This window comes from Ochrobactrum sp. BTU2 (assembly GCF_024539785.1).
GTDB classification, from domain to species: domain Bacteria; phylum Pseudomonadota; class Alphaproteobacteria; order Rhizobiales; family Rhizobiaceae; genus Brucella; species Brucella anthropi.
The window spans coordinates 536282-560209 of sequence record NZ_JAHWRG010000004.1 but is presented as its reverse complement, the minus strand read 5'-3'; the positions used below and the strand labels follow the sequence as shown (position 1 = coordinate 560209).

The window sequence follows — 23928 nt, the reverse complement described above, 5'->3', positions numbered from 1 at the left end:
GTGATTATTCAACCAAGCTTGGCCGCTAGCGCTGCGAAATCGATACCCTCATCTTGACCCTCTGTGGCAAAGGGCAAACCTTCCTTCATGGAGAACACCATGTCGTTGTCATCCCACAGCGCCGCCCACGATGGCGGGTTTTCCCAATCGATCCGCTCGATGCCGATGTGACGATTTGTGAGGCAGATGCCGATGCAGTAGACCAGCAAGTCCCAGGCTTCGTTGCGGAGCTTTTTCGGGTTTTCCCATCCCTTGTTCGGCACCTTCACCTCAACGGTGAGTTCGGTGAAGAACCAGTCTGGCAGCCACTTCGGGAAATACACCGACGAGGACTGCCCGTCGATGCGATCCAGCATACCGTCCAGTTGATCTTTGAGCATATCCACGTTGAGCAGCAGCACCGGCACCTCGCCACGAGCGCCTGCGTGACGGTCTTTGCGGTCACTGTCGGGATATGACAGCGCGGTGCGCGGTGCGGTGCGTTGAGGATTGCCCTTGATCAACTGGAAACGACTATGGTGATTGGCGGGATGCTCGTCACGCAGCCAGCGCCAGAACGCATAGGCCCTTGGCGTCACGCCCTCGCGGCCACCGGAGTCACAGGCGATAGCTTTGATACGCATGCGACGATCACTGCCGTCGGCAAGGGGGTAGGTCTTTTCGATGACCTGTTCGACGAGGACATGCCAGTCTTCCTCATAGGCATGCGGTGCGAGCGGATAAGGGTGCCCGTCTTCGTCGAGGCGCTTCGACTTTTTGATGCGGAAGCGGTCGATGACCGTGATCGAATTGTCAGCGCTATGGCCGTGCACCTGAACGATGAACATGCTCTTCTGCACGTCGATCGAGGACGTGAGGAAGCGGATGCCGTCGGGGACGACCTTCTCGCCGATATCTTTGGCGCGAGCTTTCAGGTGCTCAGGGAGACGGTCGCCCACGAGGATTGGCGGCGTGAACGGGTTGCCCTGGTCAGTGTTGACGGTCTTCTTGAGAGGCCCCATGTCGAGGTTCTTCTCATAGTCCTCCCACGCCTTCAGGTAGTTGTAGACGATCTCCTTCCACGACATGAAGGCAGCAGCCGAGCCTTTGAGCCAGAACGAGGCGATCTTGGCGCTTCGGGCCGTACCTTCAAGGCGTCCACGCACTTCTGCTTCATTCTTCTGGCGAGGAATCCATAACTGTCCGTCTTTCACCCACTGAGCGTTGCCGAGGTTGATCTGGTTGAGTTCGTGCTTTCCGGGCTGGCCGGGGCCGGGATCGTGCGTGTGGTCGTAGCCGCAATGAGGGCATCGCATCGTAGCCATTTCTGCGGCCTCAACCATGTCCTCGCTGTCAGGGTAGACCAGATGCTTGAAATCGCCCTCGAAGGGTTGCCTGCAGTCTGCGCAGCGCCAATAGAACCGACGGCGGTCGCCACGGTTATAGAGGCTGAGAATACCGAGTGTCGGCGGGGCCTCATGGGGGCTTGTCGGCATCCATCGATGGTTCGTGACCTCGTAGCCGGGTGACGACTCCGCTACGGTCATCGCCTTGCGCATGAAGGTCTGGGTGCGCTTCTGGCCGAGGTCGAACGGAGGACCTTCGCCAGCAATATCTTGTTCCATGCGGTCATAGTCTTTGAACCAGACGCGACGGAGGGTTTTGCCGGAGAGTTCCGTAATGGTCGGCCACTTCACGAGCAGCCGCATATTCACAAAGTTGATGTCATGCGTGTTCAGGTTTTGCCTGCCGCGCATGAGCTTCGCACCCACCTTCTTCGAGTGCCGGAGGAACTTTCGAAGTTCACCCTGCGACCATTCGCGAGCAGTCGCCTGCGTCATGTCCACAACCATCATGTCGCCCGGATCGGTCATGACCGAATGGGCGAGCCAGTTATTGAAGGCATAGGATTTACCGCAGCGGGCCGGGCCAGCGAAGATAACGCCGTTGTAAAATGGCGACTCCATCTCGTCCATAATGTCGACGAGGTACGGGGCGATGGTGTTGTCGAAATAACCGTTGTGCGTAGCTTCGCGCAGATAAACGAACTTCTCGGCGGACTGCGAAACCGATCTGCGCTCAGGGGGCTTGATGCCCTCCGAGAGCGTCTTGAGCATGTCGCCGAACGTGCGGAAATGATAACTCATGCCAAATCCTCGTCGTCTGCGTCCTCTTCCTGCCCCAATTGATTCAGGGTCGTGTCGCCATCAGCAAAGCGCAGTATCTCGCTGTGAATTTCGTCCTGCGCTTGGTCCACGAGATTGCGGACCATCTGCCATTGCTTCACATCGAGGCCGCCGAGACGCTCAACGGTGTCGGGGATAAGTTGAAGTCTGTCTCGAATGTTGCCGAGCACTTCGGCAAAAACCGCCATGACGCGCTCAGTGTCCCAAAGTTCGCCGGCCGAACGCTTCCAGCGCTGCTCTTTCAGCTTGGCATTCCAAAAACTCTCTCGCAGCTTTTCCGGCAACTTCTCCGGCTTGACCTTCGAGAGATACTCCTCGATGTCGATTTTCGGCTCGACGAGATACGCAGCAGCGTCCCGTAGGTCGTAGAGTGGATTGCCGTAGTCACCGCTGCTGACGACACGGCAGCCGCGAATGCGCTGCTCGACGACGTGACGGGTCAATCCGAATGCTTTGGCAAGCCATTGCACGGAGACGCCGTTGATGACTTTGTAGAGATCGCGAGATGACGTGCTGAAACCGCCCGTCTCCTCTTCTTCCTTTTGTTCGCGCCGCGCTTCCCCACGGGCGTTCAAGCGACCGGCCTTTTCTATCGACCGGATAACTCTTTCTTTCTCAGCCTTGAAAGCCTTCCGTTCCAAACGCGCTCGTTCGGAGGCTGAGATGACGACCTCGCCCTTACGAGGGCGACCGGGGCCGCGCTTTAAAGGCGCTCCTTCTCCGGCCAGATCGGCGAGGTCACGCGCCCTTTCTTCCTTCCAGTTGCTCATGCCAGATCATCGATTTCCCTACGTGAACGACGCTGACCGCCCGACTTCGAACGGCTGTTATCAAGCCACTTCCGAAGTTCAGCGCTCGACCAGACATTGGTCGCGCCGAGTTTCATAGGGGAGGGGAACTTGCCCTCTTTGATGAGCCGGTAGAGGGAGACCTTCGAGATCGGAAACAAGTCCAGCACCTTGTCGATGCGGAGCATCCGTAGGTCTTCGTCGGGATGTTCGGTGACGTTCATACTCTTCTCGCACGTTAACTTTAAAAGTGATTATCACTTTAAAAGTTATTTTGCAAGACGCCAGAAGTTACCAATTGACACAGTTTGGAACGGGGAGACGCCAATCTCCCCTGATTGATTAAGCTAGAGCGAGGCAGTCGATGATATTAGCCCATCGGTGCATGAGCTTCACACGCTCATCCCAGAAGGTGTTTCGATTGTACGCACGTCGTATCGTATTGGCATCAACATGCGACAACTGCATCTCGATTACTTCCGGGTCGAATCCGCGACCGTTGAGAATCGTGCTGGCTGATGAGCGAAATCCGTGGGAGGTCATCTCCTCCTTTGTGTAGCCCATCCGACGCAAGGCAGAGTTCATTGCATTTTCCGACAGCGGCTTCTCGATTGTCCGCAGGGACGGGAAGACCCATTCGCTTTTCGGATGCGTCTCCCTCATGGCAGAGAGAATGCCCATGGCCTGTGGCGACAGAGGAACGTGGTGAACACGGCGCATCTTCATCCGTGCTGCCGGTATCTCCCAGACCTTCTCTTTCAAATCGAACTCGTTCCACTTCGCCAACCTGACCTCTCCGGGCCGGGAGAATGTGTACGCTGTGAAGCGGAGGCATTCCCGCAGAACAGGCCAGCCGGTGTACTCCTCGATGGAGGATATCAGGTTGCCGAAGTCAGCCTCGTTCACGATAGCCGCCATATGTGTCACCTTTGGCGGCAGGATCGCATCCCGCAGCACATAGGTCGGGTCGTGCTCGGCTCGAAGGGTAGTGATGGCGTGGCGGAATACCGCGCTGATCGTTGAGCGGGCACGACGGGCCGTCTCTCGCTTCCCCGCACTTTCCAGCCGACGCAGGATCACGAGTAGTTCTGCGGCCTTGATGTCAGCGATAGGTCGCTTGCCTATTTCCGGGCAGACGATCTCTTTCAATATCCAGCGCTTCTTCGCCAGCGTTATTGGCGCGAGGGGCGGTTCGCGCTCTTCCAGTCGAGCCAGAAGTTCATCACAGATGCTCTCGAACGTATTGGCTCGGCCAATTTCATCCGCGATCTTGTCGAGCTTCTTTTTGACAAGGGGGTCCAGACCCTCGGCGATAAGGCGCTTGGCCTCGTCGCGGGCAGAACGGGCATTTGCGAGGCCGGTGTCAGGATAGCGTCCGAGGGCCATGGTCTTGCGACGGCCAGCGAACACGTAGTCGTACCGCCAGAGCCGGGAGCCGCTCGGTGCGACATAAAGGTAAAGCCCGAAGGTGTCGGCCAGCTTATAGGGCTTTTCTGCCGCCTTGGCGTTCCGAATCGTCAATTCTGTGAGTGCCATTCCGATAACTCCCTCGGATCATGGCACGGTATCGTTTCTGGGGGATTTTAGTCCGTACCGTGTCTGATACCGTGCTTCGACCGTGATAGTAGGTCGAACTTGTTGAAACGAATTGACACGGGTTGAAACACAGTCACCAGTCCATCTAGTTGATTTTCAACCGATTTCAGGCCCCGTTTGAAACGGGTTGGTAGTACCTGAAACCGATTGAAAAATAGAACTGGTGCCCAGAAGAGGACTCGAACCTCCACGCCCTTGCGAGCGCCAGCACCTGAAGCTGGTGCGTCTACCAATTCCGCCATCTGGGCGACGAGGACCCATCTAAGGGGTCGACCTGTCTCTGTCAATCGCGTTTTCGACATTCAGCCAGCTTTTTTTCAGCCAATGCTTTTTTCGCGTTGAAATGAGGGACGAGCGCGCTGGCGCGCCCGACGAATTCACAGCCAAACAGCTATCAGGCTTCGAGAATTTCCTTCGAAGCGACAGTCGAATCGGCATTGAGCCGGTAAACGACCGGAACACCGGTGTTGAGCTCCTGCTTGAGAATCTGTTCCGGTGTCAGACCATCGAGCGCCATGATCAGTGCGCGGAGCGAATTGCCGTGGGCTGCAACCAGAACGGTTTCGCCGCGCAGCACGTGTGGCTGCACCGTGTGCAGATAGTACGGCCAAACGCGCGCGCCGGTATCCTTCAGGCTTTCGCCGCCCGGAGGCGGGACGTCGTAGGAACGGCGCCAGATATGGACCTGTTCCTCGCCCCACTTGGCGCGGGCATCATCCTTGTTGAGGCCGGACAGATCGCCATAGTCGCGCTCGTTCAGGGCCTGATCGCGGATCGTCTTGAGATCAGACTGACCGAGCTGGTCCAGAATGTGCTGGCAGGTCACCTGCGCACGCGACAGCGCAGACGTATAGGCGATGTCGAACTTCAGACCGGCAGCTTTCAGGCGCTGGCCTGCGGCCTTGGCCTCGGCATGGCCCTGTTCGGTCAGGCCCGGATCGCGCCATCCGGTGAAGAGGTTCTTGAGGTTCCACTCGCTTTGACCGTGGCGGACCAGGACGAGAGTACGAGACATATGCAACGCTCCGTTAGAGAGCGCATCCCGAAAAGTGTGAAGCGGTTTTCGGATAAGATGCGCGATAAGACAAAACTCTGGAGAGCTGATCTGAACAGGTCGGATCGGCGCTCCGGTGGAAACGATCAGTCGTTCAGCCCGAGAACATCGAGCATCGAATAGAGACCGGGCTTTTTGCCATGGGCCCAGAGTGCAGCCTTGATGGCACCGCGTGCGAACACCGACCGGTCTTCGGCATGATGGGAGAGAACGACGCGTTCACCGGGACCGGCCAGAATCACCGAATGATCGCCGATGACCGAACCGCCGCGCAATGTTGCAAAACCGATGGAGCCGGTTTCGCGCGGGCCGGTATAACCGTCACGCACGCGCACGCTGTTTTCCGCCAATGCAATGTCGCGCCCCTTCGCTGCCGCTTCGCCGAGAAGCAGCGCGGTGCCGGACGGTGCATCGACCTTGTGCTTGTGATGCATCTCGAGAATTTCGATGTCGAAATCCGCAGGATCGAGCGCTTGGGCTGCTTTCTGCACCAGAACGGACAGAAGATTGACGCCGAGGCTCATATTGCCGGATTTGACGATGGTGGCATGGCGGGCGGCGGCGCGGATTTTCTCGTCGTCTTCAGCCGAGCAGCCCGTCGTGCCGATGACGTGCACGATGCGCGCTTGCGCAGCAAGCCCTGCAAATTCCACGCTTGCCGCAGGGCTTGTGAAATCGAGGACGCCCTGCGCCTTGGCAAAGACCGGCAACGGATCGTCGGTGATTGTCACGCCGAGCGGGCCAATGCCGGTGACTTCGCCCGCATCCCTGCCGAGAAGTGGCGAGCTGGAGCGTTCGATGGCACCGACCAGTTTCGCGCCTTCGATGGTCTGGATGGTCCGGATCAACGTCTGGCCCATGCGTCCGCCAGCGCCGACGACGACGAGGCCCACTTCGCTGTTCTGCGTTTCTCCGCTCATCGGGGTTCTCCTGTCCGCAATTCTTCTGCCGTTTTTTCGGTGATGATATCGCCGTTGCCGCTCTGCAATTGATAAAAGCGGGCATAAACGCCGTTCTGGATGCCGATCAGATCGTCGTGACGCCCTTCTTCCACCACACGACCAGCTTCCATCACCACGATGCGATTTGCATTGACCACCGTGGAAAGACGATGGGCAATCACGATTGTGGTGCGGTTCTGCATGATGCCTTCCAGCGCTTGCTGGACCCGCTTCTCCGATTCGTTGTCGAGGGCGGAAGTCGCTTCGTCGAGCAGGAGAACCGGCGCATTGCGCACGATGGCGCGAGCGATCGAGACGCGCTGGCGCTGGCCGCCAGAAAGCGTCACGCCGTTTTCGCCGACCGGCGTGTCGTAGCCCTGCGGCTGTTGCAGGATGAATTCATGCGCATGGGCAAGTTTCGCCGCCTCGATGATTTCCTCATCCGTCGCGTCCGGGCGGCCATAGCGGATATTGTCGGCAATGGTGCCTTCAAACAGATAGGGCTGCTGCGAGACATAGGCGATGGCATGGCGCAGCGACTGCTTCTTGACCTGTGCGATATCCTGTCCGTCGAACAGGATCTTGCCGCTGTCGAGATCGTAGAAGCGCTGGACAAGATTGATGAGCGTCGATTTGCCCGCGCCTGACGCGCCGACCACGGCAGTGGTTTCGCCCGCCTTGGCGACGAAGCTGACGCCGTGAAGCACCGGCGCGGTCTCGTTATAGGAGAAATAGATATCCTCGAAGCGGATTTCGCCAGGACCGGCTTTCAGTTCCACGGCGTTTGGAAGATCGCGCTGGCGCGGCTCTATATCCAGCACTTCATAGATCATGCGCGCATTGACGAGCGCCTTTTCCAGCCCGACCTGAAGGCGGGCGAGGCGGCGAGCCGGATCGTAGGCAAGCAGCATTGCGGTGATGAAGGCAAAGGTCGCGCCGGGAGGCTGCTGTTCGAGAATTGCGCGATAGCCGCTATAGGCCAGCACGCCGGAGACGGCAAAACCTGCCAGCATTTCAGAAATGGGCGTCGTGCGCTCGGAGACCTTGGCGATCTTGTTGCTGCGGCCTTCGGACTGGTCGATGAGCTTGCCGATCTTGGCGCGTAGCTGATCTTCCATCGTAAAGGCTTTGACGATGGCAATGCCCTGAATCGATTCCTGCATCGCACCCAGCAAATGGGAATTGAGATGCACGAGATCACGGGTGACGGAGCGAATGCGGCGTGAAATATAGGCAACGGCGAGAATAAGCGGCGGTCCGATCAGGAAAATCGCAACGGACAGAACCGGGTCCATGTAGAACATCATGCCGACGAGACCGACGAGTGAGATGAAATCGCGCGCGATCGACGAAATCGTCATGTTGAGCAGATCGCGAATGCCGGAAACGTTCTGATTGATCTGCGCTGCCAGATGACCGGAACGGGTGTCGTTATAGAAATCGAGACCGAGCTTCATCAGATGGTCGAAAATGCGCTTTTGGTAGCGCGCGACCAGATTGTTACCGATCTTGGCCAGTTCCACAGCCTGTATATAGCCGGAAATGCCACGCAATACGAAGATGGCCAGCAATGTGCCACAAATGACCCAGACCAGAGCGAGATTTTGCTCATAGAAGATCTTGTCGATCATCGGCTTCATCATATAGGCCAATGCGCCATTCGATCCGCCGACGATGAGCGATGCCAGAATGGCGATAATGTAATTCTTTTTATATTCGCGGATGTTTTCCGACATCATGCGCCGGATTACGCGGGTGGCTTCGCCCGTATCGATCTTCTTGTTTTTCTTCTTAAATAGACTCACGTGCAAAAGCGCTTTTTGTCTCTTAGCCCTCCGGCAGGTCCGGCGGCTATCGTTGAAAAATACGACTTCCCATACGGAAACGCTGCACTGAAAAAGCCATCGGCAATTTCAGTGCAGCGTTTCTATAACGTTATCCGTGCGGCTTGACCATCCTCAAGCTTTGCCGGTCAGAGCGGGATGTTTTTAAGCTGAACCATCATCCCGCTCTAAGTTTTTGTTTGAGCATGATTTTACCCGAAAACCGGTTCCCACTTTTCGGAATCATGCTCTAATGCGCCAGCGGCGTCCTTCGGTCGAAACTTCGAAACGGGCGGGGGCCTGCGCAAAGGCGGAAAGCCCTGTGAGGGCTGCAAGCTGGTGCGTGATCACGCGGACAGGAATGTCGCGCATGATGGCCTTGTGCGGGGCTTTGTCTTCGAATGCTTCGCGAAAAGCGCCGGACTTGAGCGCAGAAAGGATGCGCTGCGGAATGCCGCCGGAAAGATAGACACCGCCATGCGCCATGAAGATCAGCGCCAGATCGCCTGCAACGCGTCCGAGATAGGTGACGAACAGATGCAGGGTTTCTTCCGCCTGCGCATTGCTGCCATCGAGCCCTGCTGAAGTGATGTCGGCAGGTGTTTCCAGCGTTGGCGTCACCTTGTCGGCGGCACATATGGCAAGATAGAGATTGCGCAGGCCGCGGCCGCACAGGATCTGTTCGCCAGCGACGCGGCCGTCGATGCGTTCGATATGCGGGAAGACCTGATAATCGCGTTCAGTGCGTGGGCCGATATCGATATGGCCGCCTTCGCCAGGCACCGGCACCCATGCATGGCGTGTGCGGACAAGACCGGCAACGCCAAGCCCCGTGCCCGGTCCGAGTACGACGCGGGTGGCAATCACTTCTTCCGGCTTGCCGCCAATCTGTTCCAGATGATCGCTGCCGAGAGACACGACGGCAAGCGCCTGCGCCTCGAAATCGTTCAGTACGGTCACGTCCTCGAAACCGAGATCGGCGATCATCTTCTTCGGACGCACGACCCAGTCGCAATTGGTGAGGTCGATTTCGTCACCGTCGACGGGACCGGCCACGGCGAGAATTGCGGAGCGTGGCCGGATCGAAGTGTGATCAAGAATGGCGCTCTGTATCGCCTCATCGATGGTTGCATAATCCGCCGTCTGGAGAACGGGAAATTCCTTCGGCTCTGCATTGGAATCCACCAGGATAGCAAAGCGGGCATTGGTGCCGCCGATATCGCCGACGAGTACTGGAAACCGGAAACCTTGTTCGACCAGCTCTATCTCTTTGTTTTCATGCATGTCTTTGTCCCAAAGCCGGTTCCCACTTTTGGGAGACATGCTGTAGTCGCCAGCATGTCCTCTCCCTGGTCATGTCTTCCGCCCGCAGTGGTCTTCCGCGGGCGAGCCTGTCTTGTGCAGGATTAGAGCGCGTTTCGATCTGATTGAATCAGATCGGTGCTCTAATCATTTGTTTTTACGCGCATCTTTTCCGAAAACCATTTCACACTTTTCGGGATGCGCTCTAATCAAGCGCCTTGATCAGCTTTTCCGCTGTCGCGCGATTGAGCGCCATTGGAATATCGTAGACGCTGCCAAGGCGTGTCAGCGCCTTCACATCGACATCGTGCGGAAGCGGGGACAGCGGGTCGATGAAGAAGATGAGCACTTCCACCGTGCCTTCTGCGATCATCGCGCCGATCTGCTGGTCTCCGCCGAGCGGCCCACTTTTCACACGCTGAATGCTGAGTGAAGGACAGGCATCCAGAATGAGGCTGCCAGTTGTCCCCGTCGCCACGATGTCAAAGCGGGCCAAAGCCTGCTCATGCGCTTTGGCGAAGGCGACCATGTCATCCTTCTTCTGGTCGTGGGCGATCAATGCGATGCGCAGGCGTTCCGTCATGAATGAGCAACCTTACGAGTTGATAACCTTGTCATTAGCATTCTAAATCGTTTTAAATCTATAGCGAAGTGCCAAAGACCTGAAAAGCGCTAAAAGCCGTTACTGCACGCCATAGGTGACATCCGCAACCGAATTCGGCGCAGGGCCGTTGAGGACGGCGGCACAGGCCTTCGGCAGATCGGAAACCATCACCGGACGCGGCTTTTTCGGCGGTTCCTTCGACGGTTTTGCAGGTTTCCATGGCTCGTCGGTAAACCACCAGGCGAGCGACTTGTCACAACCGTCGCCAGCAGCCACTTTCGGCTGTCCCTTGCATTGAGGCGAACCGGGCTGGCAGGTCAGGCGCACGTGGAAATGGTAGAAGTGCCCCCAATAGGGGCGAACCTTGCCGAGCCAGCTTCGGTCGCCCGTCACTGTGTCGCAAAGCTGCTTCTTGATGCCCGGATGCACGAAGATGCGCTCGACTTCCGGATAGCTTGCGGCATGCTTGATGAGGGCCGTGCGGGCAGGGGTCCACTTTTTCGGGTCCACATAAAGCGAATCCGGCTTCAGCATCGAAACGGCGGAAACGCTCTCGCGTTCGGCATCGGAAAACCGCTTTTTCGGCATCGGTGTCAGCCAGATATCTGCATCGAGGCCGACCTGATGCGAGGCATGGCCGGTGAGCATCGGGCCGCCGCGCGGCTGCGAGATGTCACCGACGAGCAGGCCGGGCCAGCCGTCCTGTGCTGCATCGCGGGACAGTTTTTCCAGAAGACCGATCATGCGCGGATGACCCCAGCGGCGGTTGCGCGAAAGGCGCATGACCTGCCAGTTCGGTCCATCCGTCGGCAATGCCACAGCACCGGCGAGGCATCCTTTGGCATAAAAGCCGATGGATTGTGGCTGCTGCGTCAGCACAGGAAGTCTTTCACCGCCGAAAGCCTGTTTGGCCGGCATGTCTTCCGCCATGGCCATTGGCGCGAAGTCGGGCGCGATCATTGCGGCCAGCGAAGCTGCGAGAATGATCTTGTTCAATCTGTTTGCGATCATGGGGCAATTCCATGTTTTGCCTACAGCATCGGCCCGAAAATCGATTTCGATTTTCGGAAAGACGATGCGTAGATTCGATCGGTTAGAGCATCCTTTGTGCGTCCATATGGACGCATGGCGCTCTAGGGGCTGCGGCTGCGAATCAAGGCAACCGGATTGCGGGCATTATGCTGTGTCCACGGCAGGGCTTCAATGGCGGTCGACAGTTTGTGCTGCCGACCGCCATTTCCTTCAGCTCTTTCGTAGCCTTGCAAGCATGGCCAGAACCAGCAACGGCATGAAGGTGCAGAAGGTGATCAATGGCCAGGCAGTATCGCCAGGCAGGAAAATGACCAGTGCGGTTCCTGCGAGACTGACGATCAGGCTCTGAACACAGAAATAGACTGCGACCGCCATGCCCGCATTGTCGTCAAAAGCTGCAAGCGCACCATTTGCCGTCATCGATGCGGTGAGAACGATCCCGATAGCGGCAAGCCACATCGGGACGATGAGGCTTGTGAATGATGGTTGCAGCAGTGTCTCTCCCGCCAGAAGCAGGAGCGCGCTGGCAAGGAGCACGACCATGCCAAGGGCCACGCTAGTACGGGCACCCCATTTCTGCGTCTGGCGCGGCAGGATGCGCGTGGCGGCGATCATGACGCCGGCAACGCTTGCGAAGGCAAGGCTGAATTCTGTTTCACCGAAGCCGCTGCGTTCGATCAGAATGCGCGGTGCGGTAGAAAAGAATACGAAGAACGTGCCCATCGCCGTAGCGAAGCCGAGCGTGTAGGTCCAGAAGCGGAAATCCTTTATGATCCGCCCCAGACTGCCGGCGTTTGGCGCATCGCCGGTCGGTCGTGTCTCGTGCCAGTGGCGCAAGGCGCGCCATGTTGCGATGAGACCGAACAGGCCCAGCAATGCGAAGATTGTCCGCCATCCGAAACCCTTTGCAATCAGTGCACCGGCAATCGGGCCAAGCGCAGGGACGAAGGAAAGCATGGCGCTGAAAAGGCCGTAGATCGTCGCGCCTTCGGGACGCGTCGCATAGACGTCGCGCACCGTTGCGAAAGTGGCGACAAGTGCTGCCGAGGCGCCCGTTGCCTGTACGAAGCGAAGCGCCACGAATAGCGCGGCATTGTCGGTAATCGCCAGCGTGAAGGACGAAAGGGCGAAAACCAATCCGCCACCAAGTAGGATGGGCCTGCGTCCGAAGCGGTCCGACAACGGGCCGAACAGCAGTTGCCCGACACCCAGCATCACCATGTAGAGGCTGAGCGTCAGCTGCACCATGGCGGGTGTCGTTTGCAGGATGGCGGGCATGGACGGCACGACCGGCAGGTAGATGTCCATGGCCAGCGAGGCGAGAATGTCGAAAGGGGCCATCAGCGCGAGCGCAAATGGCAGGGAGTAGCTCCAGCGTGGAGTTTGTTTGTTATCAAAAGGCATGACGAAGCATCCGCTCGAGAAAGAATTCGGGCGGCGATCTGCCTTCTTTACAACGCGTGTCTTATCCGAAAATCATTACACACTTTTCGGGATGCGCTTTAAGGGAAATTGGTCCGGGGCAGATGCCGCAACAGGTCGGAAAGGCTGTTGCGGCTTATCTGGTTGCGAGTTCGGTGCTGCTCATTCTGTTTTGTCCCGGTTCAATTGCGGACGCATTTTTAACAGCCGCATCTGAACAATGCAAATCAGTGCCAGCTATCGTCGCGCCACATCGCCGAAAAGGCGGTCTTGTAGTCGGGATAGGCAAATTCATAACCGAGACCCCTGATGCGCTGGTTGGAGACACGCTTGTTCTCGCCATAGAAGGAGCGCGCCATCGGCGTCATGTCGGCTTCCGCGAAGGGGACCTCCGGCGGCGGCGTCATGCCCATCAGTTCGGCTGCATAGGTGACGACATCCTGTGGCGGGCTTGGTTCATTGTCGGTGATATTGAAGATGCCGCCTGTGTTGGTCCCCGCCAGAAAACGCAGGCTACCGGCGATGTCATCGACGTGGATGCGGTTGAAGACCTGATTGTCTTTGATGATACGCCGTGCAGTACCGCGTTCCAGATTAATGAAGGCGTTGCGGCCCGGCCCGTAAATGCCGGAAAGACGCAAGATTGCGAGTGGCGTTCCGTGCCGTTCGCTCAATTGTCCCCATGCTTCTTCGGCTTCTACCCGCTCCAGACTGCGGCGGGACGCGGGCTTGCAGGGAGCAGTCTCGTCCACCCATTGGCCCTGATGGTCGCCATAGACGCCGACCGTCGACAGATAGCCGATCCAGCGAATGGTGTTGTCGGGGCGACGAAGCGCTTCTTCTACAACGGCGACCGCCGGGTCGCCGCTTTCGCCGGGCGAAATCGAAACGACCACATGGGTCGATTGGGCAAGCCGGTCCAGAAGGTCGGGCGAAGGTGTTTCACCGTCAAAGAGCATCGGCTTTATGCCCGCCTTTTCAAGGAGCGGGAATTTCTGCTCGTGCCGCGTTGTCCCGTCGATGCGTTCCGCCTCACCTGTCATCCTTTGAGCAAAGGCCTGGGCAGAATAACCGGCTCCGAACAGAAAAACGCGCATCAAACTTCCTCCATAGAGCGCCGTGCGCCCGTTGGGACGCACAAAGGACACTCTAATCCATTGAATCTACGCATCGTGCTTTCCCAAAATCGCTTCCGATTTTCGGGTCGATGCGGTGGTCCACTCTGCTTGCACCGTAGCATCCTCTTCCGATGAGGCCAGACGTTTCTGCATTTCAGCCACATGGTCGGGATTGGCCAATTGCTTCAAGGCCCATATAGCTGCGCCGCGCACGACAGGCGCTTCGTCTTCCAGCAGTCGTTCGACATCTGGCAGAAGCGTTTTATCACCGGAGTTACCGGTGGCGATCAGCACATTGCGGAGGAAGCGGTCGCGCCCGATCCGTTTCACCGGGGAGCCGGAAAACAAGGTGCGGAAAGCGGGGTCATCCAATGTCAACAGATCGGCCAGACGCGGCGCTTTCAGATCGTCACGGGCTTTCAGCTTCATTTCGCTGGTCGCCTGCGCAAACTTGTTCCAAGGGCAGACGGAAAGGCAATCGTCGCAGCCATAGATGCGGTTGCCCATCGCCTCGCGGAATTCGTGCGGGATCGGCCCCTTGTTCTCGATTGTGAGATAGGAAATGCAGCGTCGCGCATCGATGCGATAGGGCGAGGGGAAGGCCTTGGTCGGGCAGGCGTCGAGGCAGGCGCGGCAGGAGCCGCAATGGTCGCGTTCAGGCGCGTCGGGCGGAATTTCCGCCGTTGTGAAGATGGAGCCGAGGAATAGCCACGAGCCAAGCTCGCGGCTTACCAGATTGGTGTGCTTGCCCTGCCAGCCGAGCCCCGCGGCCTCAGCCAGCGGCTTTTCCATGACGGGCGCGGTGTCGACGAAGACTTTGACATCCTGTCCGGCGCGCGCGGCAAAACGGCTCGCCACATGCTTGAGCTTGCCCTTGATGATGTCGTGATAGTCGCGGTTTTGCGCGTAGACCGATATGGCCGCGCGATCCTGTTGCTCCAGAATGGCGAGCGGGTTGGCATCCGGCCCGTAATTCATCGCCAGCATCATGATGGAACGGACTTCCGGCCACAGCACGCTTGGATCGCTGCGGCGCGCCTCGGTTTCCTCCATCCATTCCATGTCGGCGTGGTGGCCATCGGCAATATATTGGCGCAGCCGTTCGGGCGCTTGCGGAATTGCATCCGGCGTAGTGAAGGCGACGGCATCGAAACCGACCGCCTTCGCCTCTTCGATCAGGAAGCGCTTCAGCTTTTCGGTTTTCGAATTAGAAGTCGAGGTCGCCATAATGGGCCACCGGGGCAAGCCCGCGCACGCGGTCAGAAAGCAATGGGCGGAAGGCCGGACGCGATTTCATGCGTGCATACCAGTCACGCGCCGCTTTGGTTTCGCCCCATTCAATTTCGCCGAGGTAGTCCAGCACGGAAATGCATGCTGCCGCAGCCATGTCGGCATAGCTTGGATGCGCGCCACCCAGCCAGTCGCGCGTTGCAGCCAGCCAGTCGATATATTTCATGTGCTGGCGGATATTGGTGCGGGCAGCGCGAATAGCAGTAGAATCCGGCGCGCTGCCGCCCATCTCGGCAGCCATCTGCAATTTGAACACACGTTCGCGCGCGATGTGGCGTGTGACTTCATTTTCGAATTTCAGTAGAAACCAGTCAACGAGGCGGCGCACTTCGGCGCGCTCCATCGGGCTTTCCGGCAGAAGGCGGCGGCTGCGTTTCAAGGCGCCGCGTGTCTCGTCCAGATATTCGGCAATCACCGTCGCGCCGACGACCGGAAGGTCATTTTCAGCCAGAAGAACGGGCAGGGTGCCCGCCGGGTTCAGCGCCAGAAATTCTTTGCGACGCGACCACGGTCGCTCCTCGATCAACTCCGCTTCAACGCCATACTCGCCGAGGATGAGCCGCACATAGCGCGAACCCGAAGACATGGGATGATGAAAAAGCGTAAGCATGATCGACGCGATACTCTCGACTGAAGCTTGAATTGAACGTCCGGAGATAGCACGGCGGCTGGCGTTTGCGCATGCAGCAGGCTATTCCTGCTACCGAGCGATTCGACGCCGCCTCAACGGAATATAAAGTCTATAAGGGCTATGTCCGCGAGAGACAAGCAATCGCTTGAGCGTGTCTCCCGAAAGTGGGAACCGATTTTGGGATAAAGACATGCGTAAAACTAAGGAAATAGAGTGTCCTTTGTGCGTCTGTGATGACGCACAAAGGACACTCTAGAAGTGCTCGTTTTTGCCTCGGCAACCGCAATCGCGGCCCGGTCTTGCTGCCATCATGGTGCCCAATATTCTAAGGTGCTGACTTCATGGATGTTTTTAATCTGCTGGAAGCCGCGTTTCTCGGTCTTATCGAAGGCTTGACCGAATTTATCCCGGTTTCCTCCACCGGACATTTGCTGCTGATCGGCCATTTTCTTGGTTTTGAATCCACAGGAAAAACCTTCGAGGTTCTGATCCAGCTTGGTGCCATTCTGGCCATCTTGACCGTCTATTCGGCAAAACTTTTGAAAATCCTGACCGATTTTCCCCGCGATGCCCGCACGCGGCGCTTCGTCTTCGGCATTCTGGTTGCCTTCCTGCCCGCTGCCGTCATCGGCGCGCTGGCGCACGGCTTCATCAAAAGCGTGCTGTTTGAAACGCCGATGCTTGTCTGCATCATGCTCATCATCGGCGGTTTCATCCTGCTCTGGGTGGACCAGCTCAATCTGCGTCCGCGCTATCATGATGTGATGGATTATCCGCTGCCCATGTGCCTCGCCATCGGCTTCATCCAGTGCCTGGCCATGATACCAGGCGTGTCGCGCTCCGGCTCCACCATTGTCGGCTCGCTTCTGCTGGGGGCCGACAAGCGCTCGGCGGCGGAGTTTTCGTTCTTCCTCGCTATGCCGACCATGGCAGGCGCTTTTGCCTATGACCTCTACAAGAGCCGCAATATCCTGTCGCTCAACGATGGTGCGCTGATCGGGGTCGGCTTCGTAATGGCTTTCATCTCGGGCGTTTTCGTCGTGCGCTATCTGCTGGACTATGTGTCCCGCCACGGCTTCAAGCTGTTCGGCTGGTGGCGCCTGATCGTCGGGTCGGTGGGGTTGGCCGCGCTTCTCGTCTGGGGGTAAGCTTTGCCATTATTTCCGCGCTGACAGCCTGCAAATGGCACTCTTCTGCGCTTCCGGTGCTCATGTACCATAAAGTACACTCCGCTCCGGTTCTCGAAGATCACCATTTTCGACTCGTCAGCACGAAAATCCTGACAAAGCTTGGCGCATAAAAGCCAAGCAAAAGAAAAGGGGCCTTTCGGCCCCTTGTTCATTTTCCGATGAGCGGAATGTCTCACGCAAAACCGGTTTTGGTGTACTGGCCGGCAACGCGGTAGCGCCACAGATAGGATGGCAGCACGGCGTCGACGCCTTCCGGCGTGATGCCCATGCCTTCCAGCGTGCGGCCTTCCTTGATCGCCTTTTCGGAAACGATATTGTCGAATTTCAACAGCGTCACCTGATCGTTGGTGAGCATCGGGTTCGGCAGCAGGCCGAGGATCGATGCCTGCAAACGGGCAACCCACCAGGGCATGGAAATGATGAGGCGCTTGCGGGCGATGACGCCGAGCATGTCCTTCATCCAGTTCTTGAACGGCTGCACATCCGGGCCGCCGAGTTCATAGACGCCACCCGGCATCAGCTTGCCATCGACGGCGCGGGCGACGGCTTCCGCAACGTCACCGACATAGACCGGCTGGAGCTTCGTTTCGCCGCCGCCGATAGCTGGCAGGAACGGCGAGAAGCGCGCCATGTTGGCGAAGCGGTTGAAGAAGCGGTCTTCAGGACCGAAAATGATCGAAGGGCGCAGGATGACGCTTTCCGGCAGAACGGAAAGAACTGCGTTTTCGCCTTCGCCCTTGGTGCGTGCGTAATCCGATGGCGAATTGACGTCGGCCGCGAGCGAGGACAGATGCGTCATGCGAATGCCTGCGGCCTTGGCGGCTTCGGCGATGTTCTTCGCGCCCAGCACCTGAACGGTGTTGAAACGCTGGCGACCGCTTTCAGCAAGGATGCCGACGAGGTTCACGACATGGTCGGAACCCTTGACGACATGTTCGACCGAAGCGCGGTTGCGGACATTGGCCTGCACCATCTGAATCTGGCCGACATTGCCGAGCGGAGCCATGTAATAGGCAACTTCCGGCTTGCGCACGGCAACGCGCACGCGATAGCCGCGCTTGGTGAGACTTGCGACGACCGCGCGCCCGACAAAGCCGGAGCCGCCGAAAACGGTGACCAGTTTCGGCCTGTTGTGGACTTCGTTCGGTTCGGTCTTCATCCTAAACTCCTGCATGAAAGCCAGCTGCGCCGCTTGCATTGAGCGGCGGCGATGCATCTATATTGCCGGTGATTTATCGCCTTTTGGCCACAAGGCAAAGGGGACTTGTTGTCACGATCATGATAGCAGGACTTTTTCCCATGTTCGTTTTTTTGTTTCAGCGTGATCTTATCCGAAAACCGCTTTGAGATTCCGCTTCTTGCTGTTAAATCGCGCGCATGAGCACACCACTTGACCATATTCGTAATTTTTCGATCGTCGCCCATATCGACCACGGCAAATCGACGCTGGCCGACCGCCTCATTCAGTTGACCGGCGGGCTGGACACGCGCGAGATGAAGGATCAGGTTCTCGACTCGATGGATATCGAGCGCGAGCGCGGCATCACCATCAAGGCGCAGACCGTCCGTCTCAGCTACAAGGCGAAGAACGGCGAAGATTATGTGCTGAACCTGATCGACACGCCCGGACACGTCGACTTCGCCTATGAAGTCTCGCGCTCGCTGGCTGCGTGCGAAGGTTCACTTCTGGTGGTGGACGCCTCTCAGGGCGTGGAAGCGCAGACGCTGGCCAATGTCTATCAGGCCATCGACAACAACCATGAAATCGTGGTTGTGCTGAACAAGATCGACCTGCCCGCTGCCGAGCCTGAGCGCGTCAAGCAGCAGATCGAGGAAGTGATCGGCATTGATGCCGCACAGGCCGTGCACATTTCTGCCAAGACCGGCATCGGCATCGAGGATGTGCTGGAAGCCATCGTCACGCAATTGCCCGCGCCGAAGGAAGGCGACCGCAATGCGCCGCTCAAGGCCATGCTGGTCGATAGCTGGTATGACAGCTATCTTGGCGTTATCGTTCTGGTGCGCATCATTGATGGCGTCCTGAAAAAGGGCCAGACCATCCGCATGATGGGCACGGGCGCGAAATATCCGGTGGAACGCACCGGCGTGTTCACGCCGAAGATGGTTCAGGTGGACGAACTCGGTCCCGGCGAGCTTGGCTTCATCACCGCTTCGATCAAGGAAGTGGCCGACACCCGCGTCGGCGATACGATCACCGAAGATCGCCGCCCGACGAACAAGATGCTGTCTGGCTTCAAGCCCGCGCAGCCGGTCGTGTTCTGCGGCCTGTTCCCGGTCGACGCGGCGGATTTTGAAGATCTGCGCGCTGCCATGGGCAAGCTGCGCCTCAACGATGCGTCGTTCTCGTTTGAAATGGAAACCTCTGCTGCGCTTGGTTTCGGCTTCCGCTGCGGGTTCCTTGGTCTCCTGCATCTGGAAATCATTCAGGAGCGTCTTGAGCGCGAGTTCAATCTCGATCTCATCACGACCGCGCCTTCGGTTGTCTATCGCCTGAACATGCAGGACGGTTCGCAGAAAGAGCTGCACAATCCGGCCGATATGCCGGATGTGGTGAAGATCAATGCGATTGAAGAACCTTGGATTCGCGCGACCATCATGACACCGGATGATTATCTCGGCGCGATCATGAAGCTCTGCCAGGAGCGCCGTGGTCTGCAGATTGATCTGACCTATGTCGGCCCGCGCGCCATGATCACCTATGATCTGCCGCTCAACGAAGTGGTGTTCGATTTCTACGACCGTCTGAAGTCGATCTCGAAGGGCTATGCTTCGTTCGACTACAATCTTTCGGATTACCGTGAGGGCGATCTGGTCAAGATGTCGATCCTCGTGAACGAGGAGCCGGTCGACGCGCTTTCGATGCTGGTGCACCGCTCGGCGGCGGAAAAGCGTGGCCGCGCGCTGTGCGAAAAGCTGAAGGAACTGATCCCGCAGCACATGTTCAAGATCCCGATCCAGGCGGCCATCGGCGGTCGTATCGTGGCGCGTGAGACGATCTCGGCACTGCGCAAGGACGTGACGGCCAAGTGCTACGGCGGCGACGTGACGCGCAAGCGCAAACTTCTGGAAAAGCAGAAGGAAGGCAAGAAGCGCATGCGCCAGTTCGGCAAGGTCGAAATCCCGCAGGAGGCCTTCATACAGGCGCTCAAGATGGGCGATGATTGATCTCAAGTTGTTTTAGGGGCGCTTCGGCGCCCCTTTTTATTTCTGTTGTTTCTTGAATATTTTATAAGGAATTATGCATGTTCGGACTATTGAAAGCGTTGATTGAGTTTTGTCATTCGATACTGAAAATTTTTGTGGAGCGATCGGAAAGAGCAGCTCATAGCATTGAGAAAGAGGAAGAAAGTCGCCGTAGCAAAGAGCAAGAAGCGTTGCAGTGGCTGAACCATCATTTGCCAGCATTGGAAAATGCGGCGCGAGATGCATATTCTTTCATTCTGCAAAAGTCGTCTGAACAGGTTCCGGTAGACTATTCGGGAGCGGCTTATCCATTTGTTGAAAAGTTGAACACTTTCCCATCAGATGACCGGAACGCTATTAAGGTACGTTTTCAACTGCTTCGTGGGAAGGACTCCAAGAGAGCTTGGGCGAAGTGTAAATCTTATGTTGATTTATGGGAAAAATGCATGGGGCAGTTTCCTGGTAATGTGCCGGATTTTCCATATGATATCGAGAAATTCTATAAGGTTTGTTGTGTTTTCAAAACAGTGACGGGAACTAAGTAATACGGATGTGCTGAACATGTCTCCATCGATCTCCATTACCTACTGCACCCAATGCAACTGGCTGCTGCGTGCTGCGTGGATGGCGCAGGAACTGTTACAGACTTTCGGGCAGGACTTAGGCGAAGTGGCGCTGCGTCCGGGGACCGGCGGGGTTTTTGAAATCCGTGTTCATATGCCGGACGGCAGTGAAGAACTCATCTGGGAGCGCAAGCGTGACGGCGGATTTCCGGAAGCCAAGGTGTTAAAGCAGCGCGTGCGCGATCTGGTCTGGCCGGAACGCGATCTCGGTCATTCGGACCGGCCAGCCAATACTTGATGCTATCGGCCCTTTCGACAGGCTGAGAATGAGGGTCGAGTTGTGCGTTTCCTCGTCCTTCGAGACGGCGCTTCGCGCCTCCTCAGGATGAGGGAAATAACAGCGTCGCTATTCTGAGCCGAAGAAATTAGTCCTCATCCACCACGCGCAGGCGCATTTGAGTGGGAGTGTTTTCCGTCTGTCTCGTTTGCGGGCGGGATGCCTCCTCTGCGGGTGCAGGGCCAAATTCCAGCGCTTCGATCTTCGCGCCGCGCCGGGTGACCTTGTTGGACGACACCAGAATATCGTCAATATCCTTGTTGGCCTGCACAAAGTGCGTTTGCAGCTTCCGCACGCGCTCGTCCAAACGGCCCACATCTTCCATCAAGCGGATCACCTCGCCCTGAATCACATGCGCCTGCTCGCGCATGCGGGCATCCTTCAGGATCGCCTGAATGACCTGAATCGACAGCATCAGCAGCGACGGCGAGACAATGACGACCCGCGCCCGATGCGCACGCTGGATCAGGGCCTCGAAGTGCTCGTGAATATCGGCGAAGATGGACTCCGACGGCACGAACAGAAAAGCCGTATCCTGTGTTTCGCCGGGGATCAGATACTTGTCCGAGACATCCTTGATATGCACTTCCATGTCGCGGCGGAACTGGGCGACTGCTGCCTTGCGCGCCTCCGGCTGTTCCGTTTCGCGCATCGAATTCCAGGCTTCGAGCGGGAATTTTGCGTCGATCACGAGCGAGGGCGCATTGTTCGGCATCCGTACAAGGCAGTCGGGGCGGGTGCTGTTGGAAAGCGTTGCCTGAAACTCGTAGGCCCCCTGTGGCAGGCCATCGGCAATGATCGCTTCCATGCGCGACTGGCCGAAAGCGCCGCGCGTCTGCTTGTTGGCGAGGATCGCCTGCAATTGCACCACCTGTCCGGCGAGCGACTGGATATTGTTCTGCGCCGTGTCGATGACGGCGAGACGCTCCTGCAATTTGGCGAGATTTTCATGCGTCGAGCGGGTCTGTTCGGTCATGGTCTGGCCGATGCGATGCGTCATGCCGTCGAGCCTTTCGCGGATCGACTGGTTGAGTTCCGCCTGCCGTGAGCCGAATACCTCGGCCATGGTCTGCATCCGGCCCTGCATCTCGGCCTGTGCCTTCAGGATTTCCGCCATGCGATATTCCGCATCGCGGGCACGGTCTTCGGCCTGTGCTTCCGCAACCGCACGAAGCCGGGCGGAACGTGTCGCCGCGATCAGAAAAATGGCAAGACACAGCACCAGCACGACGATACCCGCCAGCAGGATACTCCCCAGCGTGAAGGATGTGGCACCGAGCTGCAGAATCGGCTCATTCAGGAGATTCTGGTTTTCCATGAAGAGAGCTTAGCTGATTCGTATCGTCTTGATGAGATCAAAACGAGAACATTTTGCAAAGTGTAATTGACGATTCTCGCGTGAGCCATTACGTGAAAGCCCATGTCTGTAAAACCGCTTGTCATCCTTCCCGATCCCGTCCTGCGCCAGGTTTCCAAGCCTGTGGAGCGCTTTGACGACCAGCTGCGCAAATTTGCCGGCGACATGTTCGACACCATGTATGATGCGCCGGGCATTGGCCTCGCCGCCATTCAGGTAGGCGAACCGATCCGCATGCTCGTCATCGACCTTGCCAAGGAAGATGAACCGAAAGCGCCGCATGTCTTCATCAATCCCGAGATTGTCGGCGTGACGGATGAAGTCAGCACCTATGAGGAAGGCTGTCTTTCGATCCCGGATTATTATGCCGAAGTGGAACGGCCAGCCGCCATCAAGGTCAATTACTTCGATGCAGATGGCAAACAGCATCTGATCGAAGCCGACGGGCTGATGGCTACCTGCCTGCAGCATGAGATCGATCATCTGAACGGCGTGCTCTTCATCGATCATATTTCCAAGCTGAAGCGCGATATGGTCATCAAGAAGTTCAAGAAGCTCGCCAGCCAGCGCGCGCCCGGGAAAGTGCTTTAATGCGTGTCGTTTTCATGGGGACGCCGGAATTTTCCGTGCCGATCCTCACCGCCATCATCGGTCACGGTTATGAGGTTGTTGCGGCCTATACGCAGCCGCCGCGCCCGGCGGGCCGTCGCGGGCTGGAGCTGACCAAGTCACCGGTGCATGAAAAGGCCGAACAGTTCGGCATTCCGGTGTTCACGCCGAAGAGCCTCAAGGGTGCGGAAGAGCAGGACGTTTTCGCAAGCCTCGAAGCCGATGTTGCGATTGTCGTGGCTTATGGCCTGCTGCTGCCGCAAGCCATTCTGGATGCACCGCGCCTCGGTTGCTATAACGGCCATGCCTCGCTGCTGCCGCGCTGGCGCGGCGCGGCTCCGATCCAGCGTGCCATCATGGCAGGCGATAGCGAAACCGGCATGATGATCATGAAGATGGATGCCGGGCTCGATACCGGTCCCGTTGCCATGGCCGAAAAGGTTGCGATCACGCCGGACATGACGGCAGGCGAACTGCATGACCGTCTGAGTATGATCGGCGCCGACCTGATGATCCGTGCGCTGGGCGCGCTTGAGCGTGAAAGCCTTGCCTTGCAGCCGCAGGCGGAAGAAGGCGTCACCTATGCCGCCAAGATCGACAAGGCCGAGGCGCGCATCGACTGGTCGAAGCCGGCACAGGACGTGCACAATACCATTCGCGGTCTGTCGCCCTTTCCGGGGGCATGGTGCGAGATGGAAATCAATGGCGCTGTCGAACGTGTGAAGCTTCAGCGCTCGGCGCTGGGTGAGGGGTCCGGTGAACCGGGCACGGTGCTGGACGATCGCCTGACGGTTGCCTGCGGGGAAGGGGCCGTGCGGCTCGTTACGTTGCAGCGTTCCGGCGGCAAGCCATTGCCCGCGCAAGAATTTCTGCGTGGCGCACAGGTTTCGAAGGTTCTGTAA

At 57.8% G+C, this 23928-nt stretch carries 22 protein-coding genes and 1 tRNA gene; 6 read left to right on the top strand and 17 right to left on the bottom strand.

Annotation, left to right across the window (positions count from 1 at the left end; translation table 11 throughout):
• Positions 1 to 8 precede the first annotated feature (8 nt).
• The 15 genes from KWJ32_RS15145 to KWJ32_RS15075 all read right to left on the bottom strand — a co-directional run bounded on the left by KWJ32_RS15145 (position 9) and on the right by KWJ32_RS15075 (position 15745).
• Entirely contained in the window at positions 9 to 2126 is a 2118-nt protein-coding gene (locus KWJ32_RS15145; protein ID WP_256886034.1) for a terminase gpA endonuclease subunit, read from the bottom strand.
• A complete protein-coding gene (locus tag KWJ32_RS15140; protein WP_256886033.1) occupies positions 2123 to 2935 on the bottom strand; it encodes a DUF1441 family protein in 813 nt (270 codons plus the stop codon). Before KWJ32_RS15140 ends, KWJ32_RS15145 begins: the two co-directional genes overlap by 4 nt.
• Positions 2932 to 3177, bottom strand: a complete 246-nt coding sequence (locus KWJ32_RS15135; protein ID WP_256886032.1) for an AlpA family phage regulatory protein — start codon at positions 3175 to 3177, stop codon at positions 2932 to 2934. Before KWJ32_RS15135 ends, KWJ32_RS15140 begins: the two co-directional genes overlap by 4 nt.
• Positions 3178 to 3295: 118 nt before the next feature.
• Entirely contained in the window at positions 3296 to 4489 is a 1194-nt protein-coding gene (locus KWJ32_RS15130; RefSeq protein ID WP_256886031.1) for an integrase arm-type DNA-binding domain-containing protein, read from the bottom strand.
• 221 nt (positions 4490 to 4710) lie between these two features.
• A tRNA-Leu gene (locus tag KWJ32_RS15125) sits at positions 4711 to 4797 on the bottom strand.
• Between the two features lie 146 nt (positions 4798 to 4943).
• Positions 4944 to 5564, bottom strand: coding sequence for a 2,3-bisphosphoglycerate-dependent phosphoglycerate mutase (locus tag KWJ32_RS15120; RefSeq protein ID WP_010659395.1), 621 nt, complete (start codon positions 5562 to 5564; stop codon positions 4944 to 4946).
• 125 nt (positions 5565 to 5689) lie between these two features.
• Entirely contained in the window at positions 5690 to 6523 is an 834-nt protein-coding gene (gene dapB, locus KWJ32_RS15115) for a 4-hydroxy-tetrahydrodipicolinate reductase (RefSeq protein WP_012091426.1), read from the bottom strand.
• Positions 6520 to 8349: an ABC transporter ATP-binding protein gene (locus KWJ32_RS15110; protein WP_012091427.1), complete on the bottom strand. Its 1830-nt coding sequence runs from the start codon at positions 8347 to 8349 to the stop codon at positions 6520 to 6522. The genes dapB and KWJ32_RS15110 overlap by 4 nt, the downstream gene beginning before the upstream one ends.
• Before the next feature lie 261 nt (positions 8350 to 8610).
• A complete protein-coding gene (locus KWJ32_RS15105) occupies positions 8611 to 9651 on the bottom strand; it encodes a glucokinase (RefSeq protein WP_012091428.1) in 1041 nt (346 codons plus the stop codon).
• A 223-nt stretch (positions 9652 to 9874) separates the two neighbouring features.
• On the bottom strand, positions 9875 to 10252 hold the full coding sequence (locus KWJ32_RS15100) for a methylglyoxal synthase (protein WP_010659399.1): 378 nt from the start codon (positions 10250 to 10252) through the stop codon (positions 9875 to 9877).
• A gap of 99 nt (positions 10253 to 10351) precedes the next feature.
• The gene (gene mepA / locus KWJ32_RS15095; protein ID WP_012091429.1) at positions 10352 to 11284 is read right to left on the bottom strand and encodes a penicillin-insensitive murein endopeptidase; all 933 of its coding nucleotides are present in this window, start codon (positions 11282 to 11284) and stop codon (positions 10352 to 10354) included.
• A gap of 231 nt (positions 11285 to 11515) precedes the next feature.
• The gene (gene cml, locus KWJ32_RS15090; protein WP_012091430.1) at positions 11516 to 12709 is read right to left on the bottom strand and encodes a CmlA/FloR family chloramphenicol efflux MFS transporter; all 1194 of its coding nucleotides are present in this window, start codon (positions 12707 to 12709) and stop codon (positions 11516 to 11518) included.
• Positions 12710 to 12954: 245 nt separating this feature from the next.
• Positions 12955 to 13824: an SDR family oxidoreductase gene (locus KWJ32_RS15085; protein WP_012091431.1), complete on the bottom strand. Its 870-nt coding sequence runs from the start codon at positions 13822 to 13824 to the stop codon at positions 12955 to 12957.
• A gap of 66 nt (positions 13825 to 13890) precedes the next feature.
• Positions 13891 to 15072 (bottom strand): tRNA epoxyqueuosine(34) reductase QueG, encoded by a 1182-nt coding sequence (gene queG, locus KWJ32_RS15080; RefSeq protein ID WP_012091432.1) that lies wholly within the window; start codon positions 15070 to 15072, stop codon positions 13891 to 13893.
• Positions 15053 to 15745, bottom strand: coding sequence for a glutathione S-transferase family protein (locus tag KWJ32_RS15075; RefSeq protein WP_010659404.1), 693 nt, complete (start codon positions 15743 to 15745; stop codon positions 15053 to 15055). The genes queG and KWJ32_RS15075 overlap by 20 nt, the downstream gene beginning before the upstream one ends.
• 362 nt (positions 15746 to 16107) lie before the next feature.
• On the opposite strand from KWJ32_RS15075, the gene KWJ32_RS15070 reads away from it, so the two are divergent.
• Positions 16108 to 16914 (top strand): undecaprenyl-diphosphate phosphatase, encoded by an 807-nt coding sequence (locus KWJ32_RS15070; protein ID WP_010659405.1) that lies wholly within the window; start codon positions 16108 to 16110, stop codon positions 16912 to 16914.
• A 214-nt stretch (positions 16915 to 17128) separates the two neighbouring features.
• Here KWJ32_RS15070 and KWJ32_RS15065 read toward each other — a convergent pair whose 3' ends face one another.
• Positions 17129 to 18115 carry a complex I NDUFA9 subunit family protein gene (locus tag KWJ32_RS15065; RefSeq protein WP_012091433.1) on the bottom strand — a complete coding sequence of 329 codons (987 nt, stop codon included), beginning with the start codon at positions 18113 to 18115 and terminating at the stop codon, positions 17129 to 17131.
• A gap of 218 nt (positions 18116 to 18333) precedes the next feature.
• On the opposite strand from KWJ32_RS15065, the gene lepA reads away from it, so the two are divergent.
• From lepA to KWJ32_RS15050, 3 genes are all read left to right on the top strand, one after another.
• Entirely contained in the window at positions 18334 to 20142 is a 1809-nt protein-coding gene (gene lepA / locus KWJ32_RS15060; RefSeq protein WP_010659407.1) for a translation elongation factor 4, read from the top strand.
• A 77-nt stretch (positions 20143 to 20219) separates the two neighbouring features.
• Complete coding sequence (locus KWJ32_RS15055; protein ID WP_040129115.1) at positions 20220 to 20705, top strand: hypothetical protein; 486 nt, start codon at positions 20220 to 20222, stop codon at positions 20703 to 20705.
• 10 nt (positions 20706 to 20715) lie between these two features.
• Positions 20716 to 21021: a SelT/SelW/SelH family protein gene (locus KWJ32_RS15050; protein WP_040130069.1), complete on the top strand. Its 306-nt coding sequence runs from the start codon at positions 20716 to 20718 to the stop codon at positions 21019 to 21021.
• A 127-nt stretch (positions 21022 to 21148) separates the two neighbouring features.
• Here the strand turns inward: KWJ32_RS15050 and KWJ32_RS15045 are convergent, their stop codons facing one another.
• Entirely contained in the window at positions 21149 to 22378 is a 1230-nt protein-coding gene (locus KWJ32_RS15045) for a DNA recombination protein RmuC (RefSeq protein ID WP_012091435.1), read from the bottom strand.
• Between the two features lie 102 nt (positions 22379 to 22480).
• On the opposite strand from KWJ32_RS15045, the gene def reads away from it, so the two are divergent.
• Positions 22481 to 23008 (top strand): peptide deformylase, encoded by a 528-nt coding sequence (gene def, locus KWJ32_RS15040; RefSeq protein ID WP_010659411.1) that lies wholly within the window; start codon positions 22481 to 22483, stop codon positions 23006 to 23008.
• A complete protein-coding gene (gene fmt, locus KWJ32_RS15035; protein ID WP_012091436.1) occupies positions 23008 to 23928 on the top strand; it encodes a methionyl-tRNA formyltransferase in 921 nt (306 codons plus the stop codon). The genes def and fmt overlap by 1 nt, the downstream gene beginning before the upstream one ends.